The sequence below is a fragment of the Oceanobacillus locisalsi genome, from assembly GCF_042675985.1.
Lineage (GTDB): Bacteria > Bacillota > Bacilli > Bacillales > Amphibacillaceae > Oceanobacillus > Oceanobacillus locisalsi.
In genome coordinates, this window is the sequence record NZ_JBHTKK010000015.1 from 87,240 (window position 1) to 102,018 (window position 14,779).

Annotated in this window: 15 protein-coding genes, 2 tRNA genes and 1 rRNA gene; 4 read left to right on the top strand and 14 right to left on the bottom strand. The window is 39.6% G+C overall.

Going from position 1 to position 14,779, the window contains the following annotated elements:
• Positions 1-30: 30 nt before the first annotated feature.
• Together groL and groES are read right to left on the bottom strand one after the other, a co-directional pair.
• Positions 31-1,668: a chaperonin GroEL gene (gene groL / locus ACFQ19_RS12775; protein ID WP_379592661.1), complete on the bottom strand. Its 1,638-nt coding sequence runs from the start codon at positions 1,666-1,668 to the stop codon at positions 31-33.
• An 82-nt stretch (positions 1,669-1,750) separates the two neighbouring features.
• On the bottom strand, positions 1,751-2,032 hold the full coding sequence (gene groES / locus ACFQ19_RS12780; RefSeq protein WP_379592663.1) for a co-chaperone GroES: 282 nt from the start codon (positions 2,030-2,032) through the stop codon (positions 1,751-1,753).
• 253 nt (positions 2,033-2,285) lie between these two features.
• On the opposite strand from groES, the gene ACFQ19_RS12785 reads away from it, so the two are divergent.
• Positions 2,286-2,990, top strand: coding sequence for a CPBP family intramembrane glutamic endopeptidase (locus ACFQ19_RS12785; RefSeq protein WP_379592665.1), 705 nt, complete (start codon positions 2,286-2,288; stop codon positions 2,988-2,990).
• A gap of 1 nt (position 2,991) precedes the next feature.
• Complete coding sequence (locus ACFQ19_RS12790) at positions 2,992-3,186, top strand: YdiK family protein (RefSeq protein ID WP_379592667.1); 195 nt, start codon at positions 2,992-2,994, stop codon at positions 3,184-3,186.
• Positions 3,187-3,266: 80 nt separating this feature from the next.
• Here ACFQ19_RS12790 and ACFQ19_RS12795 read toward each other — a convergent pair whose 3' ends face one another.
• A complete protein-coding gene (locus ACFQ19_RS12795) occupies positions 3,267-3,902 on the bottom strand; it encodes a redox-sensing transcriptional repressor Rex (protein ID WP_379592669.1) in 636 nt (211 codons plus the stop codon).
• A gap of 290 nt (positions 3,903-4,192) precedes the next feature.
• Between ACFQ19_RS12795 and ACFQ19_RS12800 the strand changes: the two genes are divergently transcribed.
• Both ACFQ19_RS12800 and ACFQ19_RS12805 read left to right on the top strand, forming a co-directional pair.
• Entirely contained in the window at positions 4,193-6,127 is a 1,935-nt protein-coding gene (locus ACFQ19_RS12800) for an ABC-F family ATP-binding cassette domain-containing protein (protein ID WP_379592670.1), read from the top strand.
• 110 nt (positions 6,128-6,237) lie between these two features.
• Positions 6,238-7,392 carry a CBS domain-containing protein gene (locus tag ACFQ19_RS12805; RefSeq protein ID WP_379592671.1) on the top strand — a complete coding sequence of 385 codons (1,155 nt, stop codon included), beginning with the start codon at positions 6,238-6,240 and terminating at the stop codon, positions 7,390-7,392.
• A gap of 96 nt (positions 7,393-7,488) precedes the next feature.
• On the opposite strand, the gene ACFQ19_RS12810 is transcribed toward ACFQ19_RS12805, so the two are convergent.
• The 11 genes from ACFQ19_RS12810 to rrf form a co-directional block, all read right to left on the bottom strand.
• A complete protein-coding gene (locus ACFQ19_RS12810; RefSeq protein ID WP_379592673.1) occupies positions 7,489-8,661 on the bottom strand; it encodes an FtsW/RodA/SpoVE family cell cycle protein in 1,173 nt (390 codons plus the stop codon).
• Between the two features lie 152 nt (positions 8,662-8,813).
• Complete coding sequence (tsaD, locus tag ACFQ19_RS12815) at positions 8,814-9,824, bottom strand: tRNA (adenosine(37)-N6)-threonylcarbamoyltransferase complex transferase subunit TsaD (RefSeq protein ID WP_379592675.1); 1,011 nt, start codon at positions 9,822-9,824, stop codon at positions 8,814-8,816.
• Entirely contained in the window at positions 9,821-10,303 is a 483-nt protein-coding gene (gene rimI, locus ACFQ19_RS12820) for a ribosomal protein S18-alanine N-acetyltransferase (RefSeq protein ID WP_379592677.1), read from the bottom strand. The genes tsaD and rimI overlap by 4 nt, the downstream gene beginning before the upstream one ends.
• Positions 10,267-10,971 (bottom strand): tRNA (adenosine(37)-N6)-threonylcarbamoyltransferase complex dimerization subunit type 1 TsaB, encoded by a 705-nt coding sequence (gene tsaB, locus ACFQ19_RS12825; RefSeq protein ID WP_379592679.1) that lies wholly within the window; start codon positions 10,969-10,971, stop codon positions 10,267-10,269. Before tsaB ends, rimI begins: the two co-directional genes overlap by 37 nt.
• A 10-nt stretch (positions 10,972-10,981) precedes the next feature.
• Positions 10,982-11,428 carry a tRNA (adenosine(37)-N6)-threonylcarbamoyltransferase complex ATPase subunit type 1 TsaE gene (gene tsaE, locus ACFQ19_RS12830; protein WP_379592681.1) on the bottom strand — a complete coding sequence of 149 codons (447 nt, stop codon included), beginning with the start codon at positions 11,426-11,428 and terminating at the stop codon, positions 10,982-10,984.
• A 12-nt stretch (positions 11,429-11,440) separates the two neighbouring features.
• Positions 11,441-12,400: a thiamine-phosphate kinase gene (gene thiL, locus ACFQ19_RS12835; RefSeq protein ID WP_379592683.1), complete on the bottom strand. Its 960-nt coding sequence runs from the start codon at positions 12,398-12,400 to the stop codon at positions 11,441-11,443.
• Positions 12,401-12,688: 288 nt separating this feature from the next.
• Positions 12,689-12,765 (bottom strand) — tRNA-Asp (locus ACFQ19_RS12840).
• A 54-nt stretch (positions 12,766-12,819) separates the two neighbouring features.
• A tRNA-Met gene (locus ACFQ19_RS12845) sits at positions 12,820-12,896 on the bottom strand.
• Positions 12,897-13,115: 219 nt separating this feature from the next.
• On the bottom strand, positions 13,116-13,715 hold the full coding sequence (gene yidC, locus ACFQ19_RS12850) for a membrane protein insertase YidC (RefSeq protein WP_379592685.1): 600 nt from the start codon (positions 13,713-13,715) through the stop codon (positions 13,116-13,118).
• Between the two features lie 128 nt (positions 13,716-13,843).
• On the bottom strand, positions 13,844-14,218 hold the full coding sequence (locus ACFQ19_RS12855) for a hypothetical protein (RefSeq protein ID WP_379592687.1): 375 nt from the start codon (positions 14,216-14,218) through the stop codon (positions 13,844-13,846).
• Positions 14,219-14,440: 222 nt separating this feature from the next.
• Positions 14,441-14,556: ribosomal RNA gene (gene rrf, locus ACFQ19_RS12860) — 5S ribosomal RNA — on the bottom strand.
• Positions 14,557-14,779: the final 223 nt, after the last annotated feature.

The following is a 14,779-nucleotide window of genomic DNA, read 5'->3' on the forward strand; positions in this document are numbered from 1 at the left end:
CGAGAGATGGATGCTTTTAGGGTGAATGCCTTACATCATGCCAGGCATTCCACCGCCCATTCCACCCATATCAGGCATTCCGCCGCCGCCTTCATTTTCATCCGGTCTATCTGCTACAACGGCCTCGGTAGTCAAGAACATTGCTGCAACAGATGCTGCGTTTTGAAGTGCATAGCGGGTTACTTTTGTCGGATCTACAATACCAGCTTCAACCATGTTTACCCATTCGCCGGTTGCTGCGTTGTAGCCGATACCTACTTTTTCACTTTTTAGGCGTTCTACAATGATAGAACCTTCCAAACCAGCATTGTGGACGATTTGACGAACTGGCTCTTCTAATGCTCGCAGTACGATGCTTGCACCAGTTGCTTCATCGTCGGTCAAGGTAAGCTCGCTTACTTTTTCATAGATATTTACGAGAGCTGTACCGCCGCCTGGAACCATTCCTTCTTCTACACCTGCACGAGTTGAGTTCAATGCATCTTCAATGCGAAGTTTACGTTCTTTAAGTTCTGTTTCTGTTGCTGCACCAACTTTAACAACAGCAACGCCGCCAGCTAATTTTGCCAGGCGCTCTTGTAATTTTTCTTTGTCAAAATCAGAAGTTGTTTCTTCTGCTTGTGCACGAATTTGTGATACACGGCTGGAAATTGCTTCTGGATCTCCAGAGCCTTGTACGACAGTTGTGTTATCTTTTGTTACGACAACTTTAGAAGCACGTCCCAATTGTTCAATGGATGTTGATTTAAGGTCTAAACCAAGATCTTCTGTGACAACTTCTGCACCAGTAAGAACTGCAATATCCTCAAGCATTGCTTTACGGCGGTCACCGAATCCTGGAGCTTTTACAGCTACCGCATTAAAGGTACCGCGTAATTTGTTTACAACCAATGTAGCAAGAGCTTCGCCTTCTACATCTTCCGCAATCATCAGAAGCGGTTTACCTTGTTGCACAACTTGTTCTAAAACAGGCAATACGTCTTGGATATTTCCAATTTTCTTATCTGTAATGAGAATATAAGGGTCTTCCAGTACAGCTTCCATTTTATCCTGGTCGGTAACCATGTAAGGAGAAGCATATCCGCGGTCGAATTGCATGCCTTCTACTACTTCCAGTTCTGTGTTAAATCCTTTTGATTCTTCCACAGTGATTACACCATCATTGCCTACGCGTTCCATCGCTTCTGCAATTAACTGTCCGACTTCATTGTCGCCGGAAGATACAGATGCAATTTGCGAAATAGCCTCTCTGCTTTCAATTGGCTGCGAAATATTTTTCAACTCTTCTACTGCCAAAGCAACTGCTTTTTCAATACCACTGCGGATTCCTACCGGATTAGCACCGGAAGTTACGTTTTTTAGCCCTTCTGTGATCATTGCCTGCGCAAGTACAGTTGCTGTCGTTGTACCGTCACCGGCAACGTCATTTGTTTTGGATGCTACTTCGGATACTAACTGTGCACCCATATTTTCAAATGCATCTTCCAGTTCAATCTCTTTCGCAATGGTTACGCCATCATTTGTGATTAATGGAGAACCGAATTTTTTATCTAAAACGACATTACGGCCTCTTGGTCCTAATGTTACTTTTACTGCGTCTGCCAGCGTATCTACACCTCGTAGCATTGCACGGCGAGCGTCTTCACTAAATTTAATATCTTTAGCCATTGTTCAATTCCTCCTTCAAATTGATTCACGGTTTCATTTCATTGGTTGAATTTACTTGTAAAGATTCATCGTATATTTTGAATCAGTTAATAACTGCTAAAATATCATTTTCACGAAGAATTAAGTATTCCGTACCTGCATAATTCACTTCGGTACCAGCAAATTTAGAGAAAATAATGTGATCTCCTTCAGAAACTTCCAGGGTCACTCTTTCTCCATTTTCCACACGTCCAGCTCCTACTGCAATGACTTCACCTTCTTGCGGTTTTTCCTTTGCAGAGTCTGGAAGTACGATTCCGCTTGCGGTTGTTTCTTCTTGTTCAACAAGTTTGATAACAACACGATCTCCTAATGGTTTAATCATGTAGAATTGCCTCCTTAATCCCAAATCATTTTTTTATTTTTATTAGCACTCTGCACACCCGAGTGCTAACTCCAATTCTTATGATAATTAATTTTTGGAAAAAATGCAAGTAGGATGCTGTAATATTTTTTTAAAATAAGATATTGGGTTTTTTATTGCTTCATGCATGATTCTTTGTACTTCTGATTATAATTTTCAATAGCAGTTGTGTTAGAATATACTTTATGATGATTATACTAGAAGGAGCGTTTTTATGACCCGAAGATATATTTATGTCATACTTACATACATCATTATGCAATTCTCGGTTTTTCTTGCAGCCCCGCTGCTCGCATTTGTATTTAATACCGATCTTGCGCTGGCCAGTATTTATTGGTCTGTATTCAGTTTTGCTGCTGGTATTGTTATTGTGCTTTGGCTGTTAAAACCGGAAATGCAAACCCAGGCTCATCGTGATGCAGCAGGCCCCGGCGCAATTATCGGCTGGTCTGTTTTGGGTATTATTTTAGCCCTCCTTGCCCAAGGGCTGGCAGCCACGATTGAATTGGAAGTTTTCGGAATAGATCCTGGATCGGAAAATACACAAGGAATCATGAATATGGCCCGGGCTGTCCCGATCTTTGTTGTTCTTCCGGCTATTTTCGCCCCTATATTGGAGGAAATCATTTTCCGGCAGATTATTTTTGGATCCCTTTATAAAAAAATGAACTTTTTCTTCGCAGCCATTATTTCTGCTATTATATTCGCCGTGATTCATTGGGATTTCTTGCATCTATTGGTATATATGGCAATGGGATTTGTTTTTGCTTTCCTATACGTACAGACAAAACGGATTATTGTGCCTATTATTGTACATGCAGGCATGAACACACTTGTTGTCATAGCTCAGCTTTCATTGGATCCGGAAGAAATTCAACGGCAGATGGATCAATTACAACTTATATTCTTTGGAGGTTAACATGCATCGTCCCTATTTAATTAAAGCCATTTTTTATATTTTATTTGGTGCTTTATTCATTTATATTGGAGTTCTCAGCAAAGGAGAAACAATCTGGAATACGGTGACCATCCTGTTCGCCGCTATTGCAGCACTTACTTTCTTTGCCGGCTTCCGTATGTTGCGATACTACTTTAAAGTAAAGAATAAAAAATAAGAAAAAACTAGCTCTCATTCCGCTTTCTTTTTTAGAAAAGCTTTTTTGGGAGCTAGTTTTTTTATCAATAAATAAACCGTTTATTCTGCTTCTAAAGGATAATGCTTTAAAAAGTATACAAGTGATTGCAATTCCACTGTTAAATCAATATGATGCACACGGATATTGCTTGGAACGGTAATACGCGCCGGGGTGAAATTCAGGATGCCTTTAATTCCTAAATCAACCAATCTGTTTGCAGCAGTATCCGCTTCTTCTGCAGGGATTGTTAAAATGGCAACTTCAGTTCCCTCTATTTTATCTTCTAATTCATCTACATGGTAAATAGGCACACCGCCAGCTTCTTTGCCGGCTTTCGATTCATCTGCATCAAAAGCCATAGTAATACGGATATTGTTATTTTTTAAGAAATTATAATGTAAAAATGCAGTTCCGAGATTTCCAACCCCAATTAAAGCAACATTCGTGATTTCATGCTGATCCAACGTGCTTTTAAAAAACCCTAATAAATATTCAACATTGTATCCATATCCTTTTTTCCCAAGGGCTCCAAAATAGGAGAAATCTCTGCGGATGGTGGCAGAATCCACTTTCACAGCTTCACTCAACTCTTTGGAAGAGACACGCATCTTCCCTTGTTGATATAGATTATTGAGAAATCGGTAGTATAAAGGCAACCGTTTTGCTGTTGCCTGCGGAATTTTATTTTGTTCCATTTGAAACGGCCTCTCTTCAGATTCTAAGTATAGGAAAATGTATCATTGAACCCTTTTCATTTTCATATTCACGTTTAATTAATCACATACTCTTTACTATACAATTTTAACAGAAATACTGCCAACGTGGCGAACTTTAGCTAATTTTATTGTCGCTTCTATTGCAATACGTTACACTTATATAAGGTATGATTTCCTTGAACAGGATGAGTGAATAAGAAAGCCGGTAAGCAGATAATGCTGCAGCCTGCTGGCTCAGGCTTTTTTCTAACTTAGAAAGGATGGCAATGATGATTTTAATGCAATTAAATGGAATCTCGAAATCTTTTGGAGCAGAAGAGATTCTTTCTAATATAAAAATGGAAATTAAAGAAAATGAACGAATTGCAATTGTCGGCCGGAATGGATCCGGTAAGTCAACATTACTTAAAATAATGGCAGGTGAAATGCCTTTCGATGATGGTGAAATATTCAAACCGAAAGATTTAACATTCGGGTATCTCTCCCAACATATGATGTTAGAGTCTGGAAAAACCATTTGGAAAGAGATGTTGGATGTATTTTCCCCGCTTATATCGATGGAAAATAAATTGCGGGAAATGGAAGCACAGATGGCGGATTCTTCTGGTATGGACGACGCAGCTTACCAACAGCTGCTCGAGAAATATGATAAGCTGCAAAATGATTACGAAACAAGCGGCGGATATACGTATCAAGCAGAAATAAAATCTGTACTCACTGGACTATCCTTTGGGGATTTTGACTTCGATACGTTAATTACCGATTTAAGCGGCGGGCAAAAAACAAGACTGGCTCTTGGAAAGCTCCTGTTGCAAAAACCGCAATTGCTGATTCTTGATGAGCCGACCAACCATCTGGATATTGATACCCTTACCTGGCTGGAAGGTTATTTAGTCAATTATCCGGGCTCCATCGTTATCGTTTCCCATGACCGTTACTTTTTAGACAAAACGGTATCGATTGTCTATGAGATTTCCAGACATCATTCTAAAAAATTCCATGGAACCTACAGCAACTATTTAGATCAAAAAGCGTTTGAGTATGAGCAGAAGAAAAAAGAATTTGAAAAACAACAGACGGAAATCAAACGTATGGAAGACTTTATCCAGCGAAATATAGCACGCGCTTCTACGACCAAACGGGCACAAAGCAAACGGAAAAAACTTGAAAAAATGGATCGCCTCGAACGCCCTGCAGGGGATGAATCCTCAGCATCTATTTCCTTCCAAATAAACCGCCAGAGTGGAAATGATGTAATAAAAATAAAAGACTTAACCTTTCAATACCCGGATACCGACCAGCCGATTTTTGAAGACATTACCTTGCACGCTAACCGCGGTGACCGTATCGCATTAGTCGGACCGAACGGGGTCGGTAAAACGACGCTATTAAAAAATATTGTCGGTAAACAGCAGCCTGTTCAAGGAGAAATTCAACTCGGAACGAATGTTCAAATTGGTTATTATGATCAGGAACAGGCAACCCTCAATTCGAATAAAACTGTTTTGCAAGAGTTGTGGGACGATTATCCGCTGATTAATGAGAAAGATATTCGTACCATTCTCGGGAACTTTTTATTCTCCGGAGAAGATGTCCTAAAACCTGTTTCCTCCTTAAGCGGCGGTGAAAAATCCAGACTGGCACTAGCGAAACTGAAAATGCAAAAATCTAATTTGCTGATTCTTGACGAGCCGACAAACCACTTGGACATTGACAGTAAAGAAGTTTTGGAAAATGCTTTAATAGATTTTCCGGGAACGATTATTTTTGTTTCCCACGACCGTTACTTTATCAATCGAATTGCAGATCAAGTTGCAGAGATGCAAGCAAGTAATGTGAAAATGTATCTTGGTGACTATGATTATTATTTAGAGAAAAAAGCGGAAGAAGAGGAATGGCGTCAGTTAGAAATGCAAAAAAATCCGCAAGAAGCAGCTGAACCAGCAGTTTCTGCCAAAAAGCTCAGCTTTCAGGAAGAAAAACAACGGCAGCGGGAAGAGCGCAAACGGCAGCGGCGGATTGAAGAATTAGAAACTGCCATTGAACAAAAGGAAGAAGCGATTGCAAACATTGAATTAGAAATGACCAAACCGGATGTATTTGATGATCATGAAAAGACAATGGAGTTAACCGATCAATTATCGGTTTTAAAAGAAGAACTGGATCATTACATGGATGAATGGGCAACGCTGGAAGAGAATTAAGCAATTGATATAATTTTCAGATTGTTGTATACTAAAAAGCAAACAAAATGATTGTCTGCTTTTTAGTATACATGAACTCATTCAAAGTGATTAATGGAGGTAGTTATCTCGTGGGGATACCCGTCGTTACTTTTTTATTTTTTATTCTTGTCAGTTTGATGTTCTATGCTGTCAAAAAAACAACGTTAGCGCAATCATACAGGGAGGAATCCCGCTTCCACTCTCTTTCCTTTATACTCCTGTTTATCGGCCTGTTTAGCAGCTCATGGCTTATGGTGGCTGTTACCATTCCGCTCGCCCGGCATTTATTTGATTCTGTTTTCCCTTTTTCACAGCCTGTCGATACATTGATCACGGTGCTGCTTTCCAGCTTATTGTTATTTGGCGTATGGATCAGTTTAGGATACCTTTTGCCGAAGCAGCTGGCAGCAAAGCATCCGCATTTTATCATGAAAAGATTTCCCCGATTCTTTCCGGATGCATTTTCAAAAACAGATACACCGGAAGAAATCCAATCAGAGGGGTATCAGCGAGAATCTCAAAATATTATCGAATTTAGCGGCAATGATGTAGGTGAAATTGCGACACATCGTACAGATTTGACTGTTTTACAAATAGATGCTTCGCTGGAAGACGTATTTTCTGTTTTACAGGAAACGGAGTTCACCCGAATTCCTGTTTTTAACGAAGATATTGATGAAATTGCAGGGATATTACATGTGAAAGACTTTTTCCATAGTTTAAAATCAGATGCTTCTCCTGCTTTCTTTTCCTTGCATCATCTTATTCGCCCTGCAGTTTATGTCCAGATGAATCAAGAAATGGATGCTGTTTTTAAAGACATGCAGGAAAGGGATTATAGTATTGCGATTGTTTTGGATGAATTCGGAGGCACTCAAGGGTTAGTTACATTAGAAGATATTATCAGGGATATTACGAAAGATTTATTAGGGGATTACAGTCCGGTAACCTCAGAGACAAAAGATATTGCTCCGCTTTCCAGTAACCGGTATCTGGTCAACGGGGCTACTAACTTATTTATATTGGAGGGCTTTCTAGGTGTAATATTTCCAATGGATACACCACACCAAACATTACGTCATTTTTTAGCCGATTTAATCGAGCGGCAGCCTGAGAATCAAAAAAACACCGCATATTATAAGCATCTTTCATTTACAGTACGTTCTTTAAAAGATAACCAGATTGAATCGGTTATTATTACCGTGCTTGATGAAGATGTAAAGCATCATCAATTTATTGGCTGAACATATTCGTAAATAAAAACGCATGGAGATACTCCATGCGTTTTTATTCGTTCGCCATTATTTTGCTGAACTGGAAACTCCCGTAAAGGAAGCATTTTATTTAAATAGGTAATCATTTTGTATGGTTTCTTCCACAGCAACTCTATAAACCACTGCGACACCTAACATCGTTGACATCACGGAACTGCCTCCGTAACTTAATAAAAGCAATGGAATCCCTGTAATCGGCATAATTCCAATCGTCATTCCGATGTTTTGAAAAATATGGACAAGCATTAAGCTTAAAAATCCAAAACAGAAATAAGCTCCAAATGGAGAATGTTTATAAATGTTTAACCCGAGTGTTACCAATTTATATAACAACATAAAATATAGCAGAACAACAAAAGCACTTCCGACAAATCCAAAACTTTCCCCTATAACAGAGAAAATAAAGTCCGTATGAGCTTCCGGATAGTTCACTTCGACACTGCCCATTCCTTTTCCAAATAACTGTCCTGAACCAAGTGCCATTTGCGAGCGTTCAAATTGGAAATTAGCATCTTGTGATTGCTGTGCCGGATCAAACCAAGTCATTACACGGTCAATTTGATATGGCTGTATCCCAAGTGTTTCTTCTGCAAACCCAGGAAACTCTATCACTATAAAGAAAACAGCTCCAATGATAGTAATTCCTGAAAGTATCAATGAAAAGATTATTTTCCAGTTAATACCGGATAGAATAATCAGTACACCAGCAATAAACAGATATACCATAGCCGTACCAAAATCCGGCTGCAGCATAATCAAAAATACTGGTATGACAGCGTATATGATTAATTTGAAGAGAAGTTGAATATCTGTCTTTAATGTACTTCTTTGATATTTTTCTTTATGTCTGCTGATAACTGCTGCTAAAAATAAAATAGTAGATATTTTTACAAACTCTGCCGGTTGCAATGTCAATCCCGGTATAAGCGTATACCAGCTTTTTGCACCATTGATTTCTCTGGCAACAAATTCCGGGCTGATAGGAAGAAATGCAAGCAGCAAAACGCCGGCTATATAAATGTAAAGACTGGTTTTATACAATTGCTCCAGATCTAGAAACTGAACAGCTGCAATTAATCCAACTCCTACTGCATAAAAGAACATTTGCTGAATTAAAAAATTGGTATCATACTGTTCCAGCTGCTGCGCACTATAAATAGATACAAAACTGATAATTGCAAACCCCAGCAGTAATAATATTAAATCAGTTTGAAAGTAATAATTTTGTTTTTTATTCATCGGATCCCACCAATTTTCCCATGCCGCTCCCTAAATGTTCATGTCATAAGCGTATATCACATTCATCACGGGCGGTAATTTCATCATAGACCGTTATGTTATCAGATGCATTTTGTATGTTAACAAATGGTAAGCTTTTACGGCTATCAATCCTATTCTAACATTAATGAAGGATTTGCGTTTAAATCAAGCGCGGTAAATTTTTCTTCTTCATATAAAATCGTTCCAGCAGCTGCAATCATCGCTGCATTATCTGTACATAAGTGAATGGGCGGAATATACAAATCAGCTTTGTCCCCACGAAAGCGATCCTTTAAGCTTTCCCGCAAACCTTTGTTTGCTGCAACCCCGCCCGCTACAATAACCTGTTCCACCTGATATTCCTGTGCGGCGCGATACGTTTTTTCTGTTAATACGTCTATAACACTTTGCTGGAAACTTGAAGCTATATCTGCTGGTTCCAAAGTTTCACCGCGCTGCTGGGCATTATGAAGTTTATTAATAACGGCTGATTTCAAGCCGCTGAAACTAAAATCATAACTTCCCTCTTCCAGCCAAGCACGCGGAAAGTCAATCGTTGCCTCTCCTTCCGCACTTAAACGGTCTATTTCCGGACCGCCTGGGTAAGGAAGCTTCAACATTCTGGCGACTTTATCATACGCTTCTCCTGCAGCATCATCTCTTGTTTCGCCAATTAATTCAAAAGAATAATGATTTTTCATCAGTACAAGCTCTGTATGACCTCCAGAAACGATTAACGCCAGAAGCGGAAATTCAAATTCATTTTCCAAACGGTTTGCATACACATGGCCGGCAATATGATGTACGCCGATAAGCGGTTTATTTTTGGCAAAGGCCAGTGCTTTTGCGGCATTGACACCGACAAGCAGTGCTCCTACTAAGCCTGGGCCTTCTGTAACAGCAATCGCATCAATGTCATCCCATGTTACTTCGGCTTGCTGAACTGCTTCTTCCAAAACCATAGTAATTTGTTCCACATGATGCCTGGAAGCAATTTCGGGAACAACCCCGCCAAAACGTTTATGGCTTTCAATCTGGGATGCAACCACATTAGAAAGTGTGTCGCGTCCGTTCTTCACAACCGATGCAGCTGTTTCATCGCAGCTTGTTTCTATGCCTAATATTATTGTATCTTTTTTCATTTTATACTCACCCACATTACAATAGCATCTTCAAAATTATCCGTGTAATAATGCTTTCGAATTCCGCCGGGCACAAGGCCGAACTTCCGATATAAAGACTGTGCTGTCGTATTGGAGACACGTACTTCTAAAGACAGCCGTTCTACCCCTCTGCCCGCCATAAAGGTCATGACATAACCAAAGAGTTTCTCACCTATTTTTTGTCCGCGTACATCTGGATGAACAGCAAAATTCGTAATTTGCCCATCTTCAAATACAACCCATGTACCAATGTAGCCAATTATTTTGTTATCCAGACAAGCTACGAAATAATAAGCATGGTCATTTTCACAGAGCTCTTTATAAAAAAGGTCAGCGTCCCACGGCCCTGTAAATGTCGCTTCTTCTACTGCCACTACTTCTGGCACATCTACCAAATCCATCTGACGAATCACAAACGCACTCATAGGTTTGTGTTTTCCTTCTGTTGTTTTTGCCAATTTGCTTCTGCCTCTGCTAAACGAAGGTAATTAGGAACAAGCGCATGCACAGCGTCCGCTTCTTCGTCTTTTCCTAACAGTGCCAAGTGAGACGCTCGCGGAAGCTGCAGCGACGAATCAGCAAAAACAGCCTTCTCTTGCAGCTGCTCTGTAATCATTGCTTGAAAAGAATCTGTATCCTGACTTAAAAATAAGACATTTTCTTTTGTTGCTTTCAACTTGGCAAGCCACTCTGTCATTAAAATATTTTCTTCTTCCATTACTGTTTTAAGTTGATGGTTTTCACTTTGAAAAGCACCTGTATAAACTAAACCGCGTCTGGCATCAAAAAATGGACAGATAATGCCATCAAATAACATGCCCTGGTAAGCCAGCACCTCTAAACTGGAAACACCGATAACCGGTATATTCAGCGCCCAAGCCATTGTTTTAGCTGTTGCTAAGCCGATACGGACGCCTGTATACGATCCTGGCCCTTTCGCAACAACAATACGGTCTAATTCAGATGGGCTGACATGGACATCCTTCATCAGCTTTTCCACTGCCGGCATCAAGCGTACAGAATGATTTTTAGCTATATTTGTGGTGATCTCACCAATGATTTGTGTATTATCTAATAATGCCACACTTAAAACTTGATTGGAAGTATCCATCGCAAGTATTTTCATAAAAAAACTCCTACCTCCATGCTTTAACAACTTGTTCAAAATGCTCCTCGAAAGGAGTAAGTATGATTTCACGCTGATTCGCATTCTCCGTATAATTCAACTTGATATCCAGCCGTTCCTCCGGGAGAAAGTCTTCAATAAAACTTGCCCATTCAATCACAGTGACGCCGCCCCTGAAGAAATAATCATCAAAGCCGATATCCTCCATCGCATTTTCCAGACGATACACATCCATATGATATAGCGGCAAACGTCCACGGTATTCCTTTACAATCGTAAAGGTCGGACTCGTAATATTCCGCTGAATACCAAGTCCTTTCGCCAGTCCTTTTGTGAAAGCTGTTTTTCCGACGCCTAACTGTCCTTCCAGGGTCAAGACATCATTCGGCTGTAATTTTTCCGCCAGCCGATACGCAAAATCCTGCGTTTCCTCTTCAGTGTTACATACCAATCGCAACAATCCATCCACCTACTTTAAATGGGTATACCCGCTTTTCGTTAATCGTTTCGTTTCCTCGCGCAATTGAATCAACACACGCGGCTCTTCTGCTTCACGGACATAGCCTATCTGCTGGACAGGTGTTTCCGTTTCTGCAGCAAGTTCCTGTACTTTGGGCCAATTCGCTACTGACACGGTTCCTAAAAGTTCAAAATCCTCTCCGCCAGAAAGTTTCCAATCATACTGCTGTTTTTCAGTAAACTGATGAAAACTTTGAGAAACAGGAACTTTTTCTTCTATTATCGTAAGTTCTATACCGGAAGCTTCCGCAATTTCATTTGCTTCACTTGCTATACCATCACTGATATCGTTTAATGCTACACGGTCCAGTTCCTGTAAACCTAAAGCCAAAGCTACTCTCGGCTCCGGCAGCCGGTGACGCTGTATATAATCATCTTTATCTTTACATTCCTGCCCCTCTAGCAGCATTTCTAATCCTGCCCGGGAATCTCCCAACGTCCCCGTAGCAAAAACAACATCGCCAGGACGGGCATCGCTTCGATATCTGACTTTGTCCTTTGGCACGTACCCCATCGCTGTAATCGAAATCATTAAACTGTCGCCGGACACGGTATCCCCGCCAATCAGATCCATCCGGTGTTTTGCTGCTAGATCACGCATGCCCCGGTAAATTTCTTCTAATGCTTGTTGATTCCAACTTTTCGGAATACACATGGAAACCAAATAAAACGCAGGTTCTGATCCCATTGCAGCTAAGTCACTGATATTTGCAGCCAATACACGATATCCAATATGAAAAGGATCCATCGTTTCTAAAGAAAAATGGATATGTTCCACAAATGTATCGACAGTTGCCACAATATCCGATGTACTGCGAAAAACCGCCGCATCATCGCCAATTCCCTTCACTAATGTTGGCTGTTTATAATCTTTTTGTTTAATGGCGTCAATAAATGAGAATTCATCCATGCTATCACCGTATCCTTTATTTCACATTGGGAAAATGTTTGATTAGTAACAATGTGATAAGTTTAAATGTGTCCAACGAAACGTTTGTGAACCTTTTTAATCTACTACATATCATAGCAAATCAAAGAAAAAAATAAAAATGTATGTTCTTCAAATGAATACATTTAATGACTTCAACATATATTATGTTGTTATTACCGTATCTAAAGGGAAACTTTATAACATTAAAAAAACACATGTTTCTAAGCGGAAACCATGTGCTGTCGATTACTATTATTATTAAAATCATGGCGGTCCGGACGGGACTCGAACCCGCGACCTCCTGCGTGACAGGCAGGCATTCTAACCAACTGAACTACCGGACCCAAGGTATGTATTATTTCTCACCAGTACTTCAATAGGGATGCTGGATTTTAATTTGGTTGCGGGGGCAGGATTTGAACCTGCGACCTCTGGGTTATGAGCCCAACGAGCTGCCAGACTGCTCCACCCCGCGATGTAAAAAATAATATTTTTTAATCCCTTTATTAGGGACAAGAATTATTATATCTCTTTTTAAAAAATAATGCAATACCTACGCAAAACTTTTTTATTGTTCAGGTTAGCCAAAAAAAGGAATATTTATAACTGTTTTATCCTGGACGGCAGAAAAAACTTATAAAACAAACTTCCCCCGCGATAACAAAGGAAGTTTGTTTTACTTAACGTATTTCTTTTAATGTATATATTTTTTTATGATAAGTGTCTGTATAATCATAAATAATCCACTGACAGACCAATACAGCGGCAATGCTGCCGGTACATTGAAAGAGACAATCGCAATCATAACTGGAGATAAAAAGCTCATAACAGCCATTCGCTTTCGCTGAGCTTCATCCAAACCGATAAGGCTGACCCTGGATTGAATAAAGTAAATAAGCACAGCAAAAAAGATAAATGCAATATCTGTCTCTCCCAAGCTAAACCATAAAAATGACTGTTCAGCTATTTCTGGCGTCCGCATAATAGCATAATAAAATCCAATAAGGACAGGCATTTGAATAATCATCGGCAGACACCCGACAGCCATTTTAACTGGATTAAAATCATGCTTTTGATAAAGTTCACTTAGCTCTTTCTGCATACTTACCTGATCTTCCGTACTGCTTTTCCCCTTATATTTTTGTTGAATCTGGTCCATCTCCGGCTTCATCGCTGTCATTTTCTTTTGTGAGTCTTTACTGTTTTTGGACTGCCTGATAAAAAACGGCATTAACGCAAATCGAATAATAAGGGTAATCAATACAATAGCAATCCCATAATTACCTTGAAACAAAGCAGCTGCCTTTTTTATTAACAGAGAGAAAGGGTACACAAAATAATGATCAAAAATCCCTGGAGATGAACTGTCAATAGGTGCTGTATTTACTCCACACCCTCCAAGTACAAAGATAACCAATAACACTAAAATGATAAAACGATATTTTTTAAAGGCTGTGAGTAAGCCATTTCTTTCCGTAATTGTCCTCCTCTTATTTTAAGCTCCTTTTTAAAATAAGAGGATACATTGTCGTTTTTGTCGTCTTTTTCATCTATCCTTTTACATATTATGATAAGCCAGATAATAAAAGGCTCATTGATAACGAAAGTTTTCCCCAGATGACTGATATCAATTTTCGCATTTTGACGTTTGTCACCAAAAACGGAATCATATACAAGCGGATGATTATGGTGAAAATGAACAAAGTACATGATTCCCATCGTCATCAACATAACGCCGAAATACATATAAAAGAAAGAAGAATCTATAAATGCATTTTGAATTAGTTCCAGAAACATGCTTACTCACCTCCTTTGCATTTTAAAATGTGTAACTAAATTTTATTATATCAAAAAATAGGACATACAGATATTTATTGAGCTGCCCCACTTGCTGTATATTTGGCTGACTCGTCAAATTTCTTTTTATACCGCCGCCCAGATGTTGGTTTGGAGTTACTTTGAACTTTTCTTCAACCATTAAAAAAAGAGTAAAGCATTGTACTTTACTCTTTTTGTATTGCCTGGCGGCGTCCTACTCTCGCAGGGGGAAGCCCCCGACTACCATCGGCGCTGAAGAACTTAACTTCTGTGTTCGGCATGGGAACAGGTGTGACCTCTTCGCCGTCGTTACCAGACAATCCATTATGTAACTTGAAGATGTTTCCTGAAAAACAAGGACAAGTTATATTATATGCATTTCAGGATAAAAATGCAACACTTTTTTAAAAGAATTTGTACCCTGAAAACTAAATAAGCGTAAGGCGACATGAAAAAACTTAGATAAGTCCTCAATCGATTAGTATCCGTCAGCTGCACGTGTCGCCACGCTTCCACCTCGGACCTATCAACCTCATCGTC

What these genes read in the sequence shown, in the direction of transcription:
- ACFQ19_RS12795 (WP_379592669.1), bottom strand. Translation starts at nt 3,902, where the DNA reads ATGGAACAAAATAAAATTCCGCAGGCAACAGCAAAACGGTTGCCTTTA.
- ACFQ19_RS12855 (WP_379592687.1), bottom strand. Translation starts at nt 14,218, where the DNA reads ATGTTTCTGGAACTAATTCAAAATGCATTTATAGATTCTTCTTTCTTT.
- ACFQ19_RS12785 (WP_379592665.1), top strand. Translation starts at nt 2,286, where the DNA reads ATGACCCGAAGATATATTTATGTCATACTTACATACATCATTATGCAA.
- tsaB (WP_379592679.1), bottom strand. Translation starts at nt 10,971, where the DNA reads ATGAAAATACTTGCGATGGATACTTCCAATCAAGTTTTAAGTGTGGCA.
- groL (WP_379592661.1), bottom strand. Translation starts at nt 1,668, where the DNA reads ATGGCTAAAGATATTAAATTTAGTGAAGACGCTCGCCGTGCAATGCTA.
- ACFQ19_RS12790 (WP_379592667.1), top strand. Translation starts at nt 2,992, where the DNA reads ATGCATCGTCCCTATTTAATTAAAGCCATTTTTTATATTTTATTTGGT.
- ACFQ19_RS12800 (WP_379592670.1), top strand. Translation starts at nt 4,193, where the DNA reads ATGATTTTAATGCAATTAAATGGAATCTCGAAATCTTTTGGAGCAGAA.
- thiL (WP_379592683.1), bottom strand. Translation starts at nt 12,400, where the DNA reads ATGGATGAATTCTCATTTATTGACGCCATTAAACAAAAAGATTATAAA.
- groES (WP_379592663.1), bottom strand. Translation starts at nt 2,032, where the DNA reads ATGATTAAACCATTAGGAGATCGTGTTGTTATCAAACTTGTTGAACAA.
- tsaD (WP_379592675.1), bottom strand. Translation starts at nt 9,824, where the DNA reads ATGAAAAAAGATACAATAATATTAGGCATAGAAACAAGCTGCGATGAA.
- ACFQ19_RS12810 (WP_379592673.1), bottom strand. Translation starts at nt 8,661, where the DNA reads ATGAATAAAAAACAAAATTATTACTTTCAAACTGATTTAATATTATTA.